At 67.2% G+C, this 17,965-nt stretch carries 19 protein-coding genes; 4 read left to right on the top strand and 15 right to left on the bottom strand.

From position 1 onward, the window contains the following. Positions 1 to 111: 111 nt before the first annotated feature. The 3 genes from FBY30_RS06780 to FBY30_RS06770 all read right to left on the bottom strand — a co-directional run bounded on the left by FBY30_RS06780 (position 112) and on the right by FBY30_RS06770 (position 2,637). Positions 112 to 768: a GntR family transcriptional regulator gene (locus FBY30_RS06780; RefSeq protein WP_142132179.1), complete on the bottom strand. Its 657-nt coding sequence runs from the start codon at positions 766 to 768 to the stop codon at positions 112 to 114. A gap of 131 nt (positions 769 to 899) precedes the next feature. Continuing rightward, entirely contained in the window at positions 900 to 1,688 is a 789-nt protein-coding gene (locus FBY30_RS06775; RefSeq protein WP_142132178.1) for an IclR family transcriptional regulator domain-containing protein, read from the bottom strand. A 112-nt stretch (positions 1,689 to 1,800) separates the two neighbouring features. Continuing rightward, complete coding sequence (locus FBY30_RS06770) at positions 1,801 to 2,637, bottom strand: shikimate dehydrogenase family protein (protein WP_142132177.1); 837 nt, start codon at positions 2,635 to 2,637, stop codon at positions 1,801 to 1,803. 144 nt (positions 2,638 to 2,781) lie between these two features. Here FBY30_RS06770 and FBY30_RS06765 point away from each other — a divergent pair, with 144 nt between their 5' ends. From FBY30_RS06765 to FBY30_RS06760, 3 genes are all read left to right on the top strand, one after another. After that, positions 2,782 to 3,846, top strand: coding sequence for an MFS transporter (locus tag FBY30_RS06765; RefSeq protein WP_235009363.1), 1,065 nt, complete (start codon positions 2,782 to 2,784; stop codon positions 3,844 to 3,846). A gap of 3 nt (positions 3,847 to 3,849) precedes the next feature. After that, positions 3,850 to 4,119, top strand: coding sequence for a hypothetical protein (locus FBY30_RS20945; RefSeq protein WP_235009362.1), 270 nt, complete (start codon positions 3,850 to 3,852; stop codon positions 4,117 to 4,119). A 154-nt stretch (positions 4,120 to 4,273) separates the two neighbouring features. Continuing rightward, on the top strand, positions 4,274 to 4,870 hold the full coding sequence (locus tag FBY30_RS06760; RefSeq protein WP_142132176.1) for a hypothetical protein: 597 nt from the start codon (positions 4,274 to 4,276) through the stop codon (positions 4,868 to 4,870). A gap of 32 nt (positions 4,871 to 4,902) precedes the next feature. On the opposite strand, the gene FBY30_RS06755 is transcribed toward FBY30_RS06760, so the two are convergent. The 12 genes from FBY30_RS06755 to FBY30_RS06700 form a co-directional block, all read right to left on the bottom strand. Then, positions 4,903 to 5,712 carry an IclR family transcriptional regulator domain-containing protein gene (locus FBY30_RS06755; RefSeq protein ID WP_142132175.1) on the bottom strand — a complete coding sequence of 270 codons (810 nt, stop codon included), beginning with the start codon at positions 5,710 to 5,712 and terminating at the stop codon, positions 4,903 to 4,905. An 11-nt stretch (positions 5,713 to 5,723) separates the two neighbouring features. Further along, on the bottom strand, positions 5,724 to 6,413 hold the full coding sequence (locus FBY30_RS06750) for a 3-oxoacid CoA-transferase subunit B (protein WP_142132174.1): 690 nt from the start codon (positions 6,411 to 6,413) through the stop codon (positions 5,724 to 5,726). A gap of 1 nt (position 6,414) precedes the next feature. Further along, positions 6,415 to 7,113 (bottom strand): 3-oxoacid CoA-transferase subunit A, encoded by a 699-nt coding sequence (locus FBY30_RS06745; protein WP_142132173.1) that lies wholly within the window; start codon positions 7,111 to 7,113, stop codon positions 6,415 to 6,417. Between the two features lie 3 nt (positions 7,114 to 7,116). Next, positions 7,117 to 8,337 (bottom strand): thiolase family protein, encoded by a 1,221-nt coding sequence (locus tag FBY30_RS06740; RefSeq protein WP_142132172.1) that lies wholly within the window; start codon positions 8,335 to 8,337, stop codon positions 7,117 to 7,119. After that, positions 8,334 to 8,786, bottom strand: coding sequence for a 4-carboxymuconolactone decarboxylase (pcaC, locus tag FBY30_RS06735; protein WP_142132171.1), 453 nt, complete (start codon positions 8,784 to 8,786; stop codon positions 8,334 to 8,336). The genes FBY30_RS06740 and pcaC overlap by 4 nt, the downstream gene beginning before the upstream one ends. Further along, positions 8,783 to 9,601: an alpha/beta fold hydrolase gene (locus FBY30_RS06730; RefSeq protein ID WP_142132170.1), complete on the bottom strand. Its 819-nt coding sequence runs from the start codon at positions 9,599 to 9,601 to the stop codon at positions 8,783 to 8,785. The genes pcaC and FBY30_RS06730 overlap by 4 nt, the downstream gene beginning before the upstream one ends. After that, positions 9,594 to 11,066: a lyase family protein gene (locus tag FBY30_RS06725; RefSeq protein ID WP_142132169.1), complete on the bottom strand. Its 1,473-nt coding sequence runs from the start codon at positions 11,064 to 11,066 to the stop codon at positions 9,594 to 9,596. Before FBY30_RS06725 ends, FBY30_RS06730 begins: the two co-directional genes overlap by 8 nt. Next, positions 11,063 to 11,620, bottom strand: coding sequence for a protocatechuate 3,4-dioxygenase subunit alpha (pcaG, locus tag FBY30_RS06720; protein WP_142132168.1), 558 nt, complete (start codon positions 11,618 to 11,620; stop codon positions 11,063 to 11,065). Before pcaG ends, FBY30_RS06725 begins: the two co-directional genes overlap by 4 nt. 5 nt (positions 11,621 to 11,625) lie before the next feature. Beyond that, complete coding sequence (gene pcaH / locus FBY30_RS06715; RefSeq protein ID WP_142132167.1) at positions 11,626 to 12,495, bottom strand: protocatechuate 3,4-dioxygenase subunit beta; 870 nt, start codon at positions 12,493 to 12,495, stop codon at positions 11,626 to 11,628. Positions 12,496 to 12,538: 43 nt separating this feature from the next. Further along, a complete protein-coding gene (locus FBY30_RS06710) occupies positions 12,539 to 14,431 on the bottom strand; it encodes a bifunctional sugar phosphate isomerase/epimerase/4-hydroxyphenylpyruvate dioxygenase family protein (RefSeq protein ID WP_142132166.1) in 1,893 nt (630 codons plus the stop codon). After that, the gene (locus FBY30_RS06705; protein WP_142132165.1) at positions 14,431 to 15,312 is read right to left on the bottom strand and encodes a shikimate dehydrogenase; all 882 of its coding nucleotides are present in this window, start codon (positions 15,310 to 15,312) and stop codon (positions 14,431 to 14,433) included. Before FBY30_RS06705 ends, FBY30_RS06710 begins: the two co-directional genes overlap by 1 nt. A 152-nt stretch (positions 15,313 to 15,464) precedes the next feature. Beyond that, positions 15,465 to 16,328 carry an IclR family transcriptional regulator gene (locus FBY30_RS06700; RefSeq protein ID WP_200830647.1) on the bottom strand — a complete coding sequence of 288 codons (864 nt, stop codon included), beginning with the start codon at positions 16,326 to 16,328 and terminating at the stop codon, positions 15,465 to 15,467. Positions 16,329 to 16,561: 233 nt separating this feature from the next. Between FBY30_RS06700 and FBY30_RS06695 the strand changes: the two genes are divergently transcribed. Next, a complete protein-coding gene (locus FBY30_RS06695) occupies positions 16,562 to 17,881 on the top strand; it encodes an MFS transporter (protein WP_142132164.1) in 1,320 nt (439 codons plus the stop codon). Positions 17,882 to 17,965: the final 84 nt, after the last annotated feature.

Genomic DNA, 17,965 nt, shown 5'->3' with positions numbered 1-17,965 from the left:
GTCTAAAGCGCTCCGCGCTGCGGCGGGAGTAGGTGCCGGAGGGTTAGTGGTAACGATTCGCCTGTCAGCAGGCCACTTTGGCACGGTGATTGCCTTGCTGAAGGACTGCGCCTATTTGTTGCTGGCGCGGATGGCGTCCGCCACGCTTTCGAGATGGAGCCGCATGGTTTCTGCCGCCGCATCCGGGTCATGGGCACAGACGGCATCAATGATGGCGAGGTGCTGCGGCAGGGAGACGGCCGGGCGGCCCGGCTGGCGGGCAAGGCGGAATTGGAACCTGACTGCCTGTCCCCGCAGCCGCTGGATGGTTGCTGCGGCGGTCTGCTGCGCACTCATGGCGATGATTTTTTCGTGCATCGCCTGGTTGCCTTCCGAGTAGGACTCGCGGTCTCCCCGCTCCACGGCATCCTTCATCCGGGCTGCCAGGTCCTGCAGCTCAACGATGTCCTTCTCGGTGGCCCGTTCGGCAGCCTTGCGGGCACAGAGCGCCTCCAGGGCGGCCCGCACCTCGGTGATTTCCACCGCTTCCTCCACAGAGACTGCACGCACCCGCGCTCCCCGGTTCTGGACACGCTCCACGAGGCCTTCGACACTCAGCTCCGAGAGGGCAACCCGGATGTTTCCCCGACTGGCCCCGTACTCGGCGGCAAGGTCGCCTTCCACCAGGCGCTGGTTGGGCACGAGCTCCCCGCTGACAATGGCGGTGCGCAGGAGTTCTGCAAGCTCAACGGCAGTGAGGGCCCGGCCCGCTCCATCCACGGTGTCCACAGCCAACCTTCTCCCCGTCCCTGTCAGTTGCCAATTTTGCTGACAATTTCCCGAACCCAGCGTACTCCAGCTCCGGTTCCCAGGTGCGTCAGCACCGTCCACGAGGCCAAGGGCCGGCTTGGCCTGATGCGTCAGGTGGGTTGAACGGCACGAACGGCGGGACCGCCGTAATCAAGGGCAATGCGGCGGGCGGTTTCCATCAGCTGGGGCAGGACTGCCGCTTCGATGTCCTGGGCCGCGGCCCGGTGCGTCTGCAGCGAGACGTTGGCCGCGGCCACAACCTCATGTCCGCGCCACACCGGGACGGCCACGCCCCGAAGGCCTTCCTCGAGTTCTTGTGAAACCATGCACCAGCCCCTGGCCCTTGCCGCTTCCACTTCGCCGCGCAGGTCCTCCACGCTGCCGATGGAGCGGTCCGTGAAGCGCTGGAGCCGGACCGAGTGGAGGTATTCCTCCAGCTGCGGCGCAGGCAGCCCGGCAAGGAGGACCCGGCCCATGGAGGTGGCCCAGGCGGGGAAGCGGGTGCCCACCGTGATGGACACGCTCAGCAGGCGCGGAGAAGGAACGCAGGCCACGTAGACCACGTCGCCGCCGTCGAGGATGCACAGGGACGTTGTCTCGTTAAGCTCCGCCGCCAAGTCCCTCAGGTGTGGCTCGGCCACCTTGGGCAAGGTCAGTGCGGCCAGATAGGACCTGCCCACGTCCAGGGAACGCGCGGTCAGCTCGAAGGCCGCCCCGACAGCCCGGAGGTAGCCAAGGTCGGAGAGCGTAAGCAGGAAGCGCCGGGCCGAAGCCCGCGTCATGTCCGTCCGGGCCGCAACCTGCGAGACGGTAAGCCGGGGCTGGTCCGGGGTAAAGGCGAGCAGGACGTCAAAAGCCTTCTCAACCGACTTAACGAAGTAGCCTGCCTGCTCCTCCACGTTCCTGCCCTCCGAACCAACCGGGCGTACCGGCAGGGAATTGCCGGGCTTTTCGCGCCTGTTCGATCATATCGGGCACCGTTGCGGAGGAAGCCTGGCCAAGAATCGGGTCCTAATGCGTATGCCGGAGCCGGACCAGGGATTCCTGCAACAACACGCCTGCTTCTCCGTTCAGTCCCAGGAGGGGCACCATGGCCACCGCCTGCTCCCGCAGGTGGTCCCACCCGTCGATGCACCGGATACCCAAGGCCTTTGCGCGGGCCACGCTGGGGGTGGTGTGGCGGGCGTAGACGAAGTCATACAGGACGGCGTCGGGCGCCAAGGCAGCACCACCCCAGGCCGCCGGGTCGGAGGTGCTTTTTCCGATGGGCGTGGCATTGACGATCAGGGAGGCATCAGGAGCGGCATCCCCGGCCTGCTCCCACGTAATGGCATGCGCGTCGAGGCCCAGTTGGCGCGCGAGTACAAGCAGCTCGGCGGACGCACGGGGATCGCGGTCCGTGATGGACACGGCCCCCACGTTTTCCCGGATGGATATGAGGGCCGCGCGGGCCGCTCCCCCTGCCCCGAGCAGGAGGGCGTGGCGCTGGTAGCCGGGCCCAAGCAATTTCCGGGCAGCAGTAATGTCGGTGTTGTGGGCCTCCAGCCTTTCACCTGAACGCACCAGCAGGTTGCAGGCACCGCTCAGCCTCACGGACTCGTCGGCAGCATCCGCGGTTTCCGCCGCCCAATGCTTATGCGGCATGGTCACGTTGGCGGCCACCGTATCCGGAGCCAGGAGATTTTTACGGACCTGTGCAAGGTCGCCATCCGGCGGCACATCCCACGCCTCGTACCTCCAGCCGTTGCCCAGCCGGGCCAGGACGGGGTTCCACAGCGCGGGTGACATGGCCTGGGAGGCCGCCGACCCGATCAGGACCAGGCGGGAAGCGTGAGTTCGCGGTTCCATGCGTTGCTCCACCTTTCGCAGAGATCGCCGTTGTGATTGGCGTCACCGGCTAGTATCCTCTCTTTAGGCGCATTTCGCACACTTGTTCGGTATGCGTACACGAACAGAAAAGATCCCCGCCTTCAGCGTGGAAGGAACCCCACCATGACCAACATCGCAGCAGGAGCCCAGGCCCAGGCGACGCCTGAAGAGCAGCGTCGTCTCAAGCGCGCAAAGAAGGCAGCGTTGGCAGCCTTCCTCGGCGGCGCCCTGGAGTATTACGACTTCTTCATCTATGCCACGGCCGCCTCCCTCGTCTTCTCGAAGATCTTCTTCCCTGCGGGCGACCCCACCGTGGCACTTATCGCCTCCTTCGCCACCTTCGGCGTCGCCTACGTTGCGAGGCCCTTCGGCGCAGTGGTGTTTGGGCACCTGGGTGACAAGATCGGCCGCAAGAACACCCTGGTTCTCACCCTGGTCCTGATGGGCAGCGCCACGTTCCTGATCGGCGCCCTGCCGGACTTCAGCCTGGCAGGCTACTGGGCCCCCGCACTGCTGGTGGTGCTGCGCCTCCTGCAGGGTCTGTCCGCCGGCGCCGAGACCGCCGGGGCATCGGCGTTGTCCACGGAGGAAGCGCCGGAAGGCCGCCGCGGGTTCTTCGCCAGCTTCGCCATGAGCGGCATCTCGGCCGGCATCGTGCTGGCGTCCCTTGCCTTCCTTCCTGTTGCCGCCATGAGCGAGGCAGACCGCCTTGCCTGGGGCTGGAGGATCCCCTTCTGGCTTTCCCTGGTGGTCCTCATCGTCGCGTACCTGGTGCGCCGCTCCCTGGAGGAGCCCGAGGTTTTCGAGGAAAAGCATGACCACGGCGAACTGGTGAAGCTGCCCTTCGCCAAGATGTTCCAGACCCACCCGGCACAGTTCTTCCAGGTGGCGCTGATGTCCTTCGAGACCGTCACCAACACGTTCATGCAGTCCTTTGGCCTTGCCTATGCGGTGTCGGTGGGTGTCCCGGCTTCCACCATGCTCTGGGTGAGCATCCTGGGCAATGTGCTGGCGGTCGCCAGCCAGCCCCTGATGGCACGGTGGTCGGACAGCCTTGGCCGGCGTCCCATCTTCATCGGGGGCGTGCTCGGTTCCGGCGCCATGATCTTTGTCTACTTCTGGGTGATCTCCACCGGGAACATCCCCATGATCTTTTTGACCAGCACACTGATTACGGCCGGAACCTAGGCCATGTCCAACGCCATCTACCCGGCCTGGTTCTCCGAGCTCTTCAACGTCAAGGTCCGCTACTCGGGCATGGCGATCGGCCTCCAGATCGGCATCCTGTGCGCCGGTTTTACCCCGCTGCTGGGTACCGCCCTGGTGGGAGCGGACAAGGCCAACTGGGGACCGGCAGCCTGGATCGTGGCAGGTTCCTCCATCCTCGCCGTGGCGGGTGCCTGGTGGGCGCGCGAGACCGCCAAGACCCCGCTCCGGGAGCTGGGCAACCACGTGCGGTAGGAGCCTTCACAACCACGGAGCAAACAGAAGAGGACGACGGCGGGAAGCACCCGCCGTCGGCCTCTTGCCTTTGCACCCCGCGCATTTGGCCAGGTCAACGCGCTGTTGTGTGAGAATGAGCGGGATTCACAGACAACAAAATATTGGGGGACCCATGTCAGAGCGCGCAGAATTCGAGGCAACACCATCCGGACCGGAGGGCGGTCACGGAACTCCGGTACCGCAGTACGGCCAGCGGTCTTCGGAACCATGGCTGCCGCCTGCAGGCCAGTTCCAGCTCCCGGTGCCTGCGCCGGCAGCTCCGCGGGAGGATGTGGTGCGCGGCGCCGTCTACGCTGTGGCGGCGGTTCCGGTAGGCATCGCCGCTTGGCTGGTGCTGTGGAACATGGGCTGGATGGCCTCCATCGTTGCCTTTATCGCCGCGGCGCTGGCAGCGCGCCTGTACGTCATGGGAGCCGGCGGCGTCATCAGCCGGCGGGGCGCATGGGTGGTTGTGGCAATAACGGCGGTGACGGTGCTGCTGTCGTTCTGGGGCGGCATGCTGGTGGACGCGGCGAAGTACCTTGGCGGGGGCTCTCCACTGCTGATGCTGGCAGATGCCCAGACCTGGGACCTGCTCCTCTTCAACCTCACGACGAACCGGGAACTGGTCGACGGGTACGGCGGGGACTTCCTCGTTGCCCTGCTGTTCAGTGGGCTGGGCTGCTTCTTCACACTCCGCCGGCTGTTCGCCCAAACCAGGATCAGCTAGCCGGAAGCAGCTTGCGCTGCGCGGCGGCGTTCCTACCCGCGGGCGGTGAGGTCTGCGGAAATGAGTTTGGCGGTGGCCACGATTTCCTGTGTGACTGATGCCAGGTAGGCGTCCGGATCCGGCTTGGCCTCCACGGACTGGGCCTGCAGGGAAACGTTGACGGCGGCCACCACCTTGGCCCCGTCATAAACGGGCGCCGCGACAGACATGAGCCCCAGTTCCAGTTCCTGGTTGAGCAGGCACCAGCCCTGTGCGCGAACGGTTTCCAGGACGGCGAGCAGCTCGGGAACTGTGCCCAGGGCGCGCGGAGTGAGCGGTTTGATGTCCGCGGCCGCCAGGTATGCCTTGAGCTCCGCCGTGGGCAGGTGCGCGAGCAGGACCCGGCCCATGGACGTGGCATAAGCAGGGAAGCGGGTACCCACGGTGATCCCGATGGTCATGATCCGGCGGGTGGTCACGCGGGCAACGTACGCAATATCAGTGCCGTCCAGCACTGCAGCGGAAGTGGATTCGCCGAGCTTGAGGGACAACTCTTCAAGATGCGGCTGCGCGAGCTGCGGCAGGGACAGTCCCGACAGGTACGCGTAGCCCAGCTGGAGGACCTTGGCCGTCAGGGCGAAGGTCTTGCCGTCCGTGCGCACATAGCCCAGTTCCACCAGGGTGTGCAGGAACCGGCGGGCGGTGGCGCGCGTGAGCCCTGTCCGGGCGGCGACCTCGGACAGTGTCATGACCGGGCGCTCGGCGTCGAAGGCACGGATCACGGAAAGGCCCCGCGCCAGCGACTGGACGTACTGGTCGCTGGCCTGCGGGGGCTGGGTTTCCGTGCGGACGGCGTCGGTCATGGTTACCAATCCTAGGTGGCGCTTCCGACGGCGGGCGCGGCCTTGAGCGGGACGGGCACCAGTTCCTGGAGTTCTTCGAGCGTGCAGCCGAAGGTTTCGCGGACGGAGACGCCGTCGGGTCCGGTGAGGAACACGCCCTTGTCCGTGTAGACGCGGGTCACGCAGCCGACACCGGTGATCGGGTAGGTGCAGGACTCCACGATCTTGGAGGCCCCTTCGCGGGTCAGGAGGGTCATCATGACGAAGACGTCCTTGGCGCCGGTGGCCAGGTCCATGGCACCGCCGACGGCGGGAATCGCCCCGGGTGCGCCGGTGTGCCAGTTCGCCAGGTCACCGGTGGCGGAGACCTGGAAGGCGCCCAGGACGCAGATGTCCAGGTGGCCGCCGCGCATGATCGCGAACGAATCGGCGTGGTGGAAGTACGAGGCGCCGGGGAGTTCGGTGACGGGGATCTTTCCGGCGTTGATGAGGTCGCCGTCGATCTGGTCGCCCTTGGCCTCCGGGCCCATGCCGAGCATCCCGTTCTCCGTGTGGAGGGTGATGTTCTGTTCCTCGGTGAGGTAGTTGGACACGAGGGTGGGCTGCCCGATCCCCAGGTTCACGAAGGACCCCGGCGCGATGTCCCTGGCCACGAGCCGGGCCAGATCATCCCGGCCCATGGGCGTCGCCGAGGTCTGGAGGGACGTTTCGGTCAGGCTCATCTCAAGCCACCTTCCGGTTTGTGCCTGCAGCGGGAGCGCTGCCGGCAACTTTGACGACGCTGTTGACGTAGATTCCCGGGGTGACCACGTTCTCCGGGTCCAGTCCGCCGGTAGGCACGATCTCGGCGACCTGCACAATGGTGTGCTTCGCTGCCGCGGCCATGATCGGACCGAAGTTCCGGGCCGTCTTGCGGTACACCAGGTTGCCCTTGCCGTCGGCCTTGAGCGCCTTGATCAGGGCGACGTCGGCGTGGATGGGGGTCTCGAACACCTGCCATTTGCCGTCCAGGAAGCGGGTTTCCTTGCCTTCGGCGAGCATGGTGCCGTACCCGGTGGGGGTGAAGAACCCGCCGATCCCGGCCCCGGCAGCGCGGATCCGCTCGGCGAGGTTGCCCTGCGGGACCAGCTCAAGTTCGATCTCGCCGGCCTTGTACTTGGCATCGAAGTGCCAGGAATCGGACTGCCGCGGGAAGGAGCAGATCATCTTCTTCACCCGGCCCTCCTTGATCAGCAGCGCCAGGCCCTGGTCCCCCTGGCCGGCGTTGTTGTTCACCACGGTCAGGTCCGTGGCACCGCATTCAAGCAGGGCATCGATCAGTTCGAACGGCTGGCCGGCGTTGCCGAACCCGCCGATCATCACCGTGGAACCGTCCTTGATGCCGGCCACGGCGTCCTGGACCGAATCAACAAAATTCAGCATGGCTTACGCCTTTCCGTTCGAAGCAGTCACGTTCTCAAGGACCACGGCCAGGCCCTGGCCCACGCCGATGCAGATCGCGGCCACGCCCCAGCGTTCGCCCGAGGCCTGCAGGGACCGGGCCAGTGTGCCCAGGATCCGGGTACCGGACGCACCCAGCGGGTGGCCCATGGCGATGGCCCCGCCGTGCCGGTTCACAATTGCGGGGTCGATGCCCCAGGCGTTGATGCAGGCCAAAGACTGCGCGGCGAAGGCTTCGTTAAGTTCGACGGCGCCCACCTGGTCCCAGCCGATGCCCGCCTTCGCCAGGGCCTTGTTCGCCGCCTCCACCGGGGCGTAGCCGAAGTACTGGGGATCGTTGGCATGCGCCCCGCGCCCGGCAATGCGGGCCAGCGGCTCCAGCCCCAGCAGCCCGGCGGCCGCCTCGGATCCGATCCAGGCCGCGGAGGCGCCGTCGGACAACGGCGACGCGTTGCCCGCGGTGACCGTCCCGCCAACTTCCGCGCCCTCGGGTTCTTTCCGGAACACCGTCTTCAACGCGGCCAGCTTCTCGGCCGTGGAGCCGGGCCGGATGCCCTCGTCACGCACCAGGTCCGTACCCGGCACGGGGGCTACCAGGTTGTCGTAGAACCCCTCGTCCCAGGCCGCGGCGGCACGGTTGTGCGAGTCCGCGGCAAACTCGTCCTGCGCCTGCCGGGTCACCTTGTACTTCTCACGCAACCGCTCGGTGGCCTCGCCCAGCGAGATGGTCCACTCCTTGGGCATGGCCTTGTTTACCAGGCGCCAGCCCAGCGTCGTGGAGGCCAGCGTCATGTCCCCGGCCGGGTACGGCTTCTCTGTCTTGGGCAGCACCCAAGGGGCGCGGGACATCGACTCCACACCGCCCACCAGCATCAGGTCCGCATCCCCGGCGTTGATTTGCCGGGACGCGATGATCGCCGCGTCCAGGGAGGAGCCGCAGAGCCTGTTCACAGTGGTGCCGGGGATAGACACCGGAAGGCCCGCGAGGAGGGTGCCCATCCGGGCCACGTTGCGGTTCTCCTCGCCGGCGCCGTTGGCGTTGCCGAGGACCACCTCATCGATCCGCTCCGGATCAAGCGACGGGGCACGCTTCACGGACTCCCTGATCACGTGCGCGGCAAGGTCATCCGGACGCACGGCAGCGAGGCCGGAGCCGAACTTGCCGAACGGGGTGCGCACGGCGTCGTACACAAAAGCCTGGTTCATGATTCCTCTGGTTCTCCGGGGTTCCGGTGGGTGCTGTCGAGTTCGCGGAAGACCTGCTGGGCGGTCTTGAAGGCGGTGTTGGCGGATGGGACGCCGCAGTAGATGGCGGTCTGGAGCAGGATTTCCTTGATTTCGTCCCTGCTGAGGCCGTTGTGGAGGGCGGCGCGGATGTGCATGGCCAGTTCCTCCCAGTGCCCGTGCGCCACCATGGCGGTGATGGTCACGGCGGAACGCATTTGGCGGGGAAGCCCGGGACGGGTCCAGATGCCGCCCCACGCGATGCGGGTGATCATGTCCTGGAAGTCCTCGGTGAACTCATCCTTGTTGGCGTTGGCCCGGTCCACGTGGGCGTCGCCCAGGACTTCGCGCCGGACCGCCATGCCGCCGTCGTAAATCTCCTGGCTGGTGGCGCCGGGCTGGACAACTCCGTTACGTTCGGCGCCGCTCATCTGGCAGCCTCGCGGGATTCGGCCCAGGTGAGGAGGCTGCGCATCAGGTCCGCGACGTGCGCGGGGGCCTCTGCCGGGGCAAGGTGGGAAATGCCCTCAATGGTCACGGCAGTGGCGGTGCCGCCGCCTGCGGTGATTCCGGCAGCCACTTCCTCAGCCATCGCGGCCGTGGAAACGGCGTCGAGCGAACCGGCAATGACCTGGGTGGGGACGGTAATGCTGCCCAGCTCCTGGCGCACGTCGAAGGCGGCCAGGGCTTCGCAGCAGAAGGCGTAGCTGAAGCGGTCGGCGTCGCGCAGGGCGTGCAGGAGCCGGCTGCTGAAGTCGGGTTCCCGGTCCATGAACCCGGGCGCGAACCAGCGCTGCGCGGAGCCCTGGATCATCACCGGCGTGCCCTGGGTGCGGACGGTCTCTGCGCGTTCCAGCCAGCCCTCCGGGGTGCCGATCTTGGCCCCGCTGTTCTGCACGGACAGGCTCTTGAGCCGTTGGCCGTGCTTAGTGCCCAGCTGCAGCCCGACAGCGCCACCCAGGGAAACCCCGGCGTAGTGGAAGTTTTCACCGGGGGCGATGGAGTCGACCAGGTCCACCACGGCGTCCGCGAGGGCTGCGACGTCGAAGCTTTCGGTGGCGGCAGGCGAGACGCCGTGGCCCGGCAGGTCCCAGGCCACCACGTCGTAATCATCGCCGAGCAGGGAAGCCACCCTGTTCCACAGGAACGTGGACGTGCCCAGGGACGGGCCCGCCACCAGCAGGGGGTGGTCGCCAAGGGGTCGCTGGGGGGACAGCAGTGCTGCCTTCAGTGCCGGTTTAGCCACGGGAAGCTCCATTCGCGTCGGGGGAAACAAAGTCGGGGAAGGCTGCCAGGATGCGGCGGGCGATCTCCGCCGTTTGGCCCAGGTAGCTGGCGGAATCCAGGAGTTCTTCCAGCCGTGCGTCAGTAGCGACGGCGGCGGGGACGGCTTCACGGAGCAGCTTGCGGTAGGTTCCGGCCTGCTCTGCGGGAGGCGCCTGGAGGGTCCGGTCCACCACGTCCTGCAGCTGCTGCTTGCCGCTGCGGCCGTCCTTCTCCTCGAGCAGCGGCGCCACCGCTGCGCTGACGCCCTCGGCCAGCAGCAGCGGGCCGGACAGGTCCAGGTTGCGGCGCATGGCGTCAGGGAACACCCGCAGTCCTTCGGCAAGTTCGCGGAGGTGTCCGGCGGCGCCGAGGGCCAGGGCGAGGAGCTGCCGGAGGGCCGGCCACTCCGTGTGCCAAGCTCCGTCCGGGCGTTCATCGTTGAAGTTGGCGGCGGCCACGTGCAGCTGCGCGGCCAGCTGTGGCGCCTGCAGCGCGGCGCTGCGGACCAGGACGGACAGCACCGGGTTCTGTTTCTGCGGCATGGCGGAGGAGACTCCGCGGCCGGCAGCACGCGGTTCGGCAAGCTCGGCCACCTCGGGCCGGCTGAGGAACAGTACGTCCGCGGCGATTTTGCCGAAGGCGTCCAGCACGGAGGCCAGCGCATTTCCGAGGGAGGTGATGGCAAGGCGGTTGGTGTGCCAGGGCGCCGCCGCAGAGGCCAGGCCCAGCTGGGCGGCCAGGCTGTCAGCCAGGCTGAACGGCGTCGCAGGCGAGCCTCCGGTCAGCACGGTTCCGGCGGCGAGGGTTCCGGCCGCACCGCCGAACTGGACCGGGAATTCCAGGGCCTCCAGCTGCCGGCCGGCGGCTGCCACGCCCTGGAACCACTGCGCCGCCCGCAGCCCGAAGGTGAAGGGTAGGGAATGCTGGGTCAGGCTCCTGCCCACGCACAGCGTGTCCGCATGCTCCCCTGCCAAGGCGGCGAGCGCCGTCGTGGTGCCCTTCAGGTCCGCCAGCACGGCGTGAACGGTGTTCCGGGCCAGCAGCATGAGGGCCGTGTCCAGCACGTCCTGGCTGGTCAGGGAGGTGTGAACGGCCTTCGCCGCCCCAACTCCGGCGGTGTCCAGCGCCGCCACGTTTTTCCGGAGATCGGCCAGCAGCGGAATCACCGGGTTGCCGCCGCCTTGGGCGCGCTGCGCGATACCGGCCAGGTCGTAGCGCCCCGCCTCAGCTGCGGAAGCTACGACGGCGGCCGAACCGGCGGGTGCCAGGCCGGCACGTTGCAGCACGGCGGCCCAGCCCGACTCGACGGCGAGGAGGGCCGCCAGCACTGCCCGGTCCCCCGTCAGTGCCGCCACCAATGGCGAGGCTGAGACGGGACTGAGCAGGCCGGCGTCGGCCTCATCCGCGAAGGCGCGCAAATCTCCCAGGGCGGCGGTGTGGGTCACTGGAAGTCCAGGAAGACCGTCTCGTCCTCACCCTGGAGACGGATGTCCCAGGTGAGGCCACCATCGGGGTCGCGGCGGGCGATGAGCGTGTTGCGGCGCTCCGGATCCAGTGAGCTCAGCAGCGGGTCATTGGCCAGGGCCTCGGTGTCCTCCGGCAGGTAGATGCGGGTGAACAGCCGGTTGGTGAGGCCGCGGGCGAAGAGTGCCACGGAGATGAACGGCGCGGCGCCCGGCTTGGTGGGGCCGGGGTTGACGGTGGTGAAGGTGTAGACGCCGGAGTTGCCCACGGCGCCGCGGCCCCAGCCGGTGAAGGTGTAGCCGTCGCGGACCAGGGAGCCGGTGCGCTGGTCGATCTTTCCGTCGGCGTCCGGCTGCCAGATTTCCAGGATGGCGTCCGGGATGGTGTGGCCGGCGCCGTCATAGACCGTGCCTTGAAGGCGGATGGAGCCCGGGAACCCGGGAGGCAGCAACTCGTTGTCCTTTTCGAACGGGAGCGCGTAACCGTAGAACGGGCCCACGGTCTGCCCGGGGGTGGGTACCAGTTTGGTGCTCATCGTTCCTACTCCTCATCTCCGGCGTCGCCGTATGCTTCGTTCTCGGTCCAGGTGCGCTTGGGACCGGTCAGGACGATGTCCCAGTTGTAGCCCAGGGCCCACTCCGGTTCAGTAAGGCTGTGGTCGTAGGTGGCCACCAGGCGGTCGCGGGCGTCCTGGTCCACGATGGTCTGGTAGATCGGGTCCAGCGGGAAAAGCTGGTCACCCGGGAAGTACATCTGGGTGATGATCCGCTGGGTGAACTCGTTGCCGAACAGCGAGAAGTGGATGTGCGCCGGCCGCCACGCGTTCAGGTGGTTCTTCCAGGGGTAGGCGCCGGGCTTGATGGTGATGAACCGGTAGGAGCCGTCCGGGCCGGTGATGCAACGGCCGATGCCAGTGAAGTTGGGGTCGATCGGGGCCGGGTGCTGGTCCCGCTTGTGGATGTAGCGGCCGGAGGAGTTGGCCTGCCAGATCTCCACGAGCTGGCCCGCCACCGGGCGGCCGTCACCGTCCAGGACCTTGCCGGACACGATGATCCGCTCACCCAGCGGTTCGCCGTTGTGCTGGATGGTCAGGTCCGACTCCAGCGCGTGCACGTCCTGGTGCCCGAACGCCGGCGAGAACAGTTCGATGGTCTCGGGATCGGCGTGCTGCAGGCTCTTGGTGGGGTGGCGCAGGATGCTGCTGCGGTAGGGCGGGTAATCAAGCCGCGGCTGGATTTCCTGGGCGGCGCCGTCCTTGAGGGCGCGCTGGTAGGCCTCGCCGATGGCGGTGATCTCTGCACTGAGGTCCGCCTGGGACTCGACGGCCTTGTCCAGCTGGTGGGCAGCCTTCGGTTCGGCCGGGGGCACGAGTTCCTCCGACTCCAGCTCCTCGGTGATGTTTTCCGACACGGCTGGCTCCTTTCTGATCTGTTCGGGTTGCTTGGCTTGTGGTTCAGGGGGTGCGGGTCTGCGTGCTGCGGTGCAGCGAGTCGTACTGCACTGCGTGGCGCACGGGGGCGTTGGGCGCGCCGTAGCCGTCGTAGTTGCCGCGGCGTTCCACCATTTCGAAGAACACGCTGCCCACGGTGGCGGTGTAGAAGTGCAGGAATTCGCCGTCCGCGTCCCGGTCGAAGAGCAGGTTGAGCTCCTGCAGGGTGGCCAGGAACCCGGGGTCCAGGTCGAACCGGGCGTCCAGGTCCTCGTAGTAGTTGGCAGGGATCTGCAGGAATTCGAGGCCGCGGTCCCGGGCGGCACGGGCCGTTGCCACAAGATCGTCCACGGCGAAGGCGATGTGCTCCTGGTAGGTCTTGCGGGCCTCGTTCCGTGCCTGCTGGATCGGGGCGAGGTTCAGGACCAGCCGCACCGCGCCGTCGGAGGTCTGCATGACCTGCGAGCGCACCAGGCCGCTGGGGCTGGGCACCTCGGCGAAGGGCTGGGGCTCCAGGGCCAGGGCGCTGGTGTAAAACAGGACGGCCTCGTCGAAGTGCTGCCAGGGTTGGGCAAGGTTGACGTGGTCAATCACTGCACTGGCTCCGGCGGAGGGGTGTTCCAGCCCCTCGCCGAACTCCTGCGTCCACGCTGCGGTCCCGTCCGGGCTGCCCTGGCACAGGAAGATCTCCGTGGAGTCCGGTGCCGAGATGCCCTGGAACACTTCCTCGTCCGCCTGCACCTTCCGGGCCACCACGGGGGCCTTGAGCTGCTGGGCCCGGGCGGAGGCAATCACGGGGGAGTCGACGTCGAACCCCAGGGCGGCGATGGCGGGCTCGGCATGCTGCGCTGCCTGTTCGTTGATGATCACCCGTGCCTGGCCCATGGTCCAGAGCTGGACGTCCTTGGTGCGGTGCCGGCCCTCGAACTGGAAGCCGAGCTGGCCCAGGAGCTTCTCCAGCTGCACGGTGTCGTCCGCCTTCACCTCGGCAAAGTTGAAGCCGGCGGGCTCGTTCACCTTGGGCAGCGTGGCCAGCTCCATGGGATAACGACGGCGGGGGGCGCCTGCGTTGCCGGGCGCGGCTTCAGCGGAGGTAGCGGCGAGCCACTTGGCACTCTGCTCTTCCAGCCAGATAAGCGACCGCATGGCATCCACGGCCGTGCGCTCCACGTCGGACTGACGGAAGACGTCGTTGAACACCTCCAGCGAGACCGGGCCGCTGTAGCCGGCGCGGACCACGTGGCCCATGAACTTGGCCAGTTCGAACTGCCCCTCACCGGGGAAGACGCGGTAGTGGCGGCTCCAGGAGAGGACGTCCATGGAGAGCTTGGGGGCATCCGCCACCTGGACGAAGAAGATTTTGTCCGCGTGGATGTCTTCGATCGACGCGGTGTCCCAGTCCCGGCTCAGGATGTGGAACGAGTCCAGACAGGTGCCCAGGTTGGGGTGGTCCACCATTTCCACCAGGCGGTAGGCGTGCTCGTAGTCGTTGACGTACTTGCCCCATGCCAGGGCTTCGTAGGCAACCTTGACGCCGTGGTCCCCGGCCAGGTTGGCCAGCTGCGCCAGCTGTTCGGCGCGGACGCCGTCGTCATCGATGGTGGCGGTGGCAACATTGGAGCACACCAGGATGGTGTCCATGCCAAGGCGGGCCATGAGCTTGAACTTTGCCTCCGCGCGGCGCAGGTTTGCCTTCAGCATGTCCGGGGTGACGCCGTCGAAGTCCCTGAACGGCTGGTACAGGTCCAGGCCAAGGCCCAGGTCCGCGGCCGTCTTTCGCACGTCCTCTGGGCTGAGCGGGGAGGTAACCAGGTCCTGTTCGAAGATTTCGATGCCGTCGAAGCCGGCGATGGCGCAGGCCTGCATCTTTTCCTTCAGGGTGCCCGAGAGGCAGACAGTGGCGATTCCGGTGCGCATCAGGCGGCCACCTCCTCCGCGGCCACGAGCTCCAGGAAATGTGCGCGCATGCGGTCCGGGTCTGCTTCCAGCCCGGTGAAGATCCGGAAGGCATCCACGGCCTGACCCACTGCCATGCGGCCGCCGTCCAGCACCTCACAGCCCTTGGCGCGGGCGCCCCGGACCAGTTCGGTGTCGATGGGGCGGTAGACGATGTCCGCCACCCAGTGCCGGGACTCCAGCAGGTCCAGGTCCAGCGGGACGCCCGGATGGGCGGCCATGCCCACCGGGGTGCAGTGCACCAGGCCGTCGGCCAGGCGCATCAGCTGCGGCAGCTCCGCCGTCGTGCCTGCCGTAACGGTGCTGTGGGGGAAGAAGTCCTGCAGTTCGGCGGCCCGTGCGGCTGCCCGGGCAACGTCCATGTCCACCAGGGCCAGCGTGCGCACGCCCGCGGTAAGCAGGGCGTAGGCGACGGCGGATCCGGCGCCCCCTGCCCCGAGCTGCACCACGCGGTCCAGGCGTGCTCCGGGGAGGCCGGCAGCAAGCGCGGCGGCGAAGCCGGAGAAATCGGTGTTGTGGCCAATGAACTTGCCGTCCCGGATGACCACCGTGTTGACGGCGCCGAGCCGGCGCGCGTCAGGGCTCACTTCGTCCAGGTGCTCCAGGACCAGCTGCTTGCACGGGTGGGTGATGTTCAGGCCGTTGAAGCCCAGGGTGCGGGCGCAGTTCAGGATGGCCCCCACGGCTTCCCCCGCAAGCCCCAGTTCCAGGAGGTCGATGGGGCGGTACAGGTAGCGCAGGCCCTGCACGTCACCTTCCCGTTCGTGCATGGGCGGCGTGAGCGATGGCATTACGCCATCACCAACCAGTCCCACCAGGTAGGACTCAGTTCGATTGCTCATGCGTGCAGCTCCTTTGGTACAGCACCTGGCAGCGGCGGAACTTTGCCGCGCTGCGGGTTATACGGATTACGGTACATCAAATGTTCACTTATCGCACTCATGTTCTAGATACGAACAGAAGTAGCGTTGGGGTGTCCTGGATCGGGCTTCTGCTACCGCTGGGGCAGCCTCGCCGCGAGCTCGGCGGCGGCTTCCTGCAGGAGGGGAACGTGGGCGATCAGCTCGTCCAGGCCCAGGCGAAAGACGGGCACGGCTGTTGCCAGTGACGCGAAGGCATGCCCCTGGTCGTTGAGCAGCGGTACGGCCACTGCGCGCATTCCGGCCTCGTTTTCCTCATCCATGACGGCGTAGCCCTGCCGGCGCACCTTCTCGATTTCGGCCCGGAAGGCATCCCTGTCGGTGATCGACTTCCCGGTGAGTTCTTCCAGCGGCAGCTCGCCCAGGAGTTCTTCCCGCTCACCGTCCTCGGCGAACGCCACCAAGGCCTTGCCCACCGCGGTGGTGGAGAGCGAGCCCAGGTGGCCGGGGTCGCTGGTCACGCGAAAAGTCTGAGGCCCATCCACCTTGCTGACGGTCAGGTGGTGCAGACCGTCGCGGACACTGAGGATGGTGGCCTCGCCGGTCCGCTCAGTGACCCGGCGGAGGATGGGCATGGCCGTCCCTGCGAAGCCGTGGTGGTTGGAGACGCGCTGGCCCAACTGGAAGATCCGCAGGCCCAGGTGGTAGCGGCGGCCGTCCGGCTCGTAGTCAACGAAGCCGTCGCGGGTCAGGGAACCGAGCAGGCGGTAGGTGGTGCTGAAGGGAAGTTCCGCCCGGCGGGATATGTCCGCGGCGGTGGCCCCCCGCGGCTCGTCCCCCAGCAGGACCAGCAGGCCAAGGGCCTTGCCCACCATGTCCGTGCGGTCGGCAGGGCGCGCGCCGACCTTTCCCTCCGGGGGCATGGCATTGACGGGTTCCGCGGCCGGGGCGGCGACAGCGGATTCTTCATTGGCCGCTGTGCTTTGGTTCACACTCATGACTCCATGTTGCCACAATGTGAGAGCTGCTTCTAGATGGTGATTATTTTTCTTGACAGGTGACAGTCCTCACAGTCATAGTTTCTGTATCGCACAAGTAGCTCCCACCATGTGGCTATTTATGCCGGGTCTTTTCCGGACTCCAGCCGCATCGCGCCCCGCCCGCACCAAGGCAGCGGCGGCTGCGACCCCCAGATCCATCCGCGACAATGTCGTCACACCAAAGGAACACCATGAGCAAGACACTTCCGTCCGCAGGGGCGGGTGCCCTCACGCATGCCGGGACGCCCAAAAAGGCCGCCCTCGCCAGCTTCCTCGGCAGCGCCGTCGAGTACTACGACTTCTTTATCTTTGGCTCCGCCGCCGCGCTGATTTTCCCCACGGTCTTCTTCCCCAGCGCCGATGCCAACGCCGCCATCATGTCCTTCGCCACCTTCGGCTTCGCCTACGTGGCGCGCCCCGTCGGCGCCATCATCCTGGGCCACTTCGGTGACCGGGTGGGCCGGCAGAAGGTCCTGATGTTCACTTTGGTGCTCATGGGTGCGTCCACCTTCGTCATTGGGTGCCTCCCGGACTTCCGCACCGTTGGCTGGTGGGCTCCGGCCCTGCTGGTGCTGGCCCGGCTGTGCCAGGGCCTTTCCGCCGCCGGCGAGCAGGCCGGCGCTTCCTCCATGACCCTGGAGCACGCCCCGGACAACCGCCGTTCCTTCTTCACCTCATGGACCCTCACCGGAACGCAGGGCGGTCAGATCCTCGCAGCCCTGGTGTTCATTCCCGTCCTGGCCCTGCCGGATGAGATCAAGTTCGGCATCGGCTGGCGCATCCCGTTCTGGCTCAGCGCCGCCGTGGTTGTGGTGGCGTTCCTGATCCGCCGCACCCTCCACGAGCCGCCCGCGTTCGAAGAGGCCCGCAAGACCGCGCAGATCGCCAAGCTCCCGGTTGCCGACCTACTCAAGGGCCACTGGCGCGACGTCCTCCGCGTGATCTGCTGCGCCTTCATCGCCGCCGTCTCCACGGTGTTCGGCACGCTGGCCATCAGCTACGCCAAGACGGTGGCCGGCGTTGACGGCACCACCACCCTCTGGCTGGTGGTGGCCGCCAACATCGTGGCCCTGGGCACCCAGCCGCTCTTCGGCATGCTGGCGGACAGGATCGGCCGCAAGCCCGTGTTCATCTACGGCGCCCTGGCCAGCGCGATCCTGACCCCCGTGTTCCTCCTCAGCCTGGAGTCCGGCAGCGTCCCGCTGATGTTCCTGGCCGCCATCGGCTACTTCTCCGGCGGTTACGCAGCCGCCAACGCCGTCTGGCCGTCCTTCTACGCGGAAATGTTCAGCACCAAGGTCCGCTTCTCCGGCCTGGCCATCGGCACCCAGCTGGGCTTCCTGATGGCAGGGTTCGCGCCGGCCATCGTGGCTGCCATGGGCGGCATCAAGCCCGGCGGCTGGGTGCAGATCACCATCTTCACCGCCGTCATCTGTGCCGTCGCCGCAGTGTCGGCGCTGACCGCCAAGGAGTCCTTCCGGACCCCCACCAAGCAGCTCGGCCTGAAGTAGGAGCGCGCTCCAGCCCACGTTCCAGCCCAGAGAGCCCGCCATTCCCCCAAATGGCGGGCTCTCCCCTGTTAAAACCGGGCCAAT

The organism is Arthrobacter sp. SLBN-83 (assembly GCF_006715285.1).
Lineage (GTDB): Bacteria > Actinomycetota > Actinomycetes > Actinomycetales > Micrococcaceae > Arthrobacter.
This window is presented reverse-complemented; position numbering and strand designations above follow the sequence as displayed.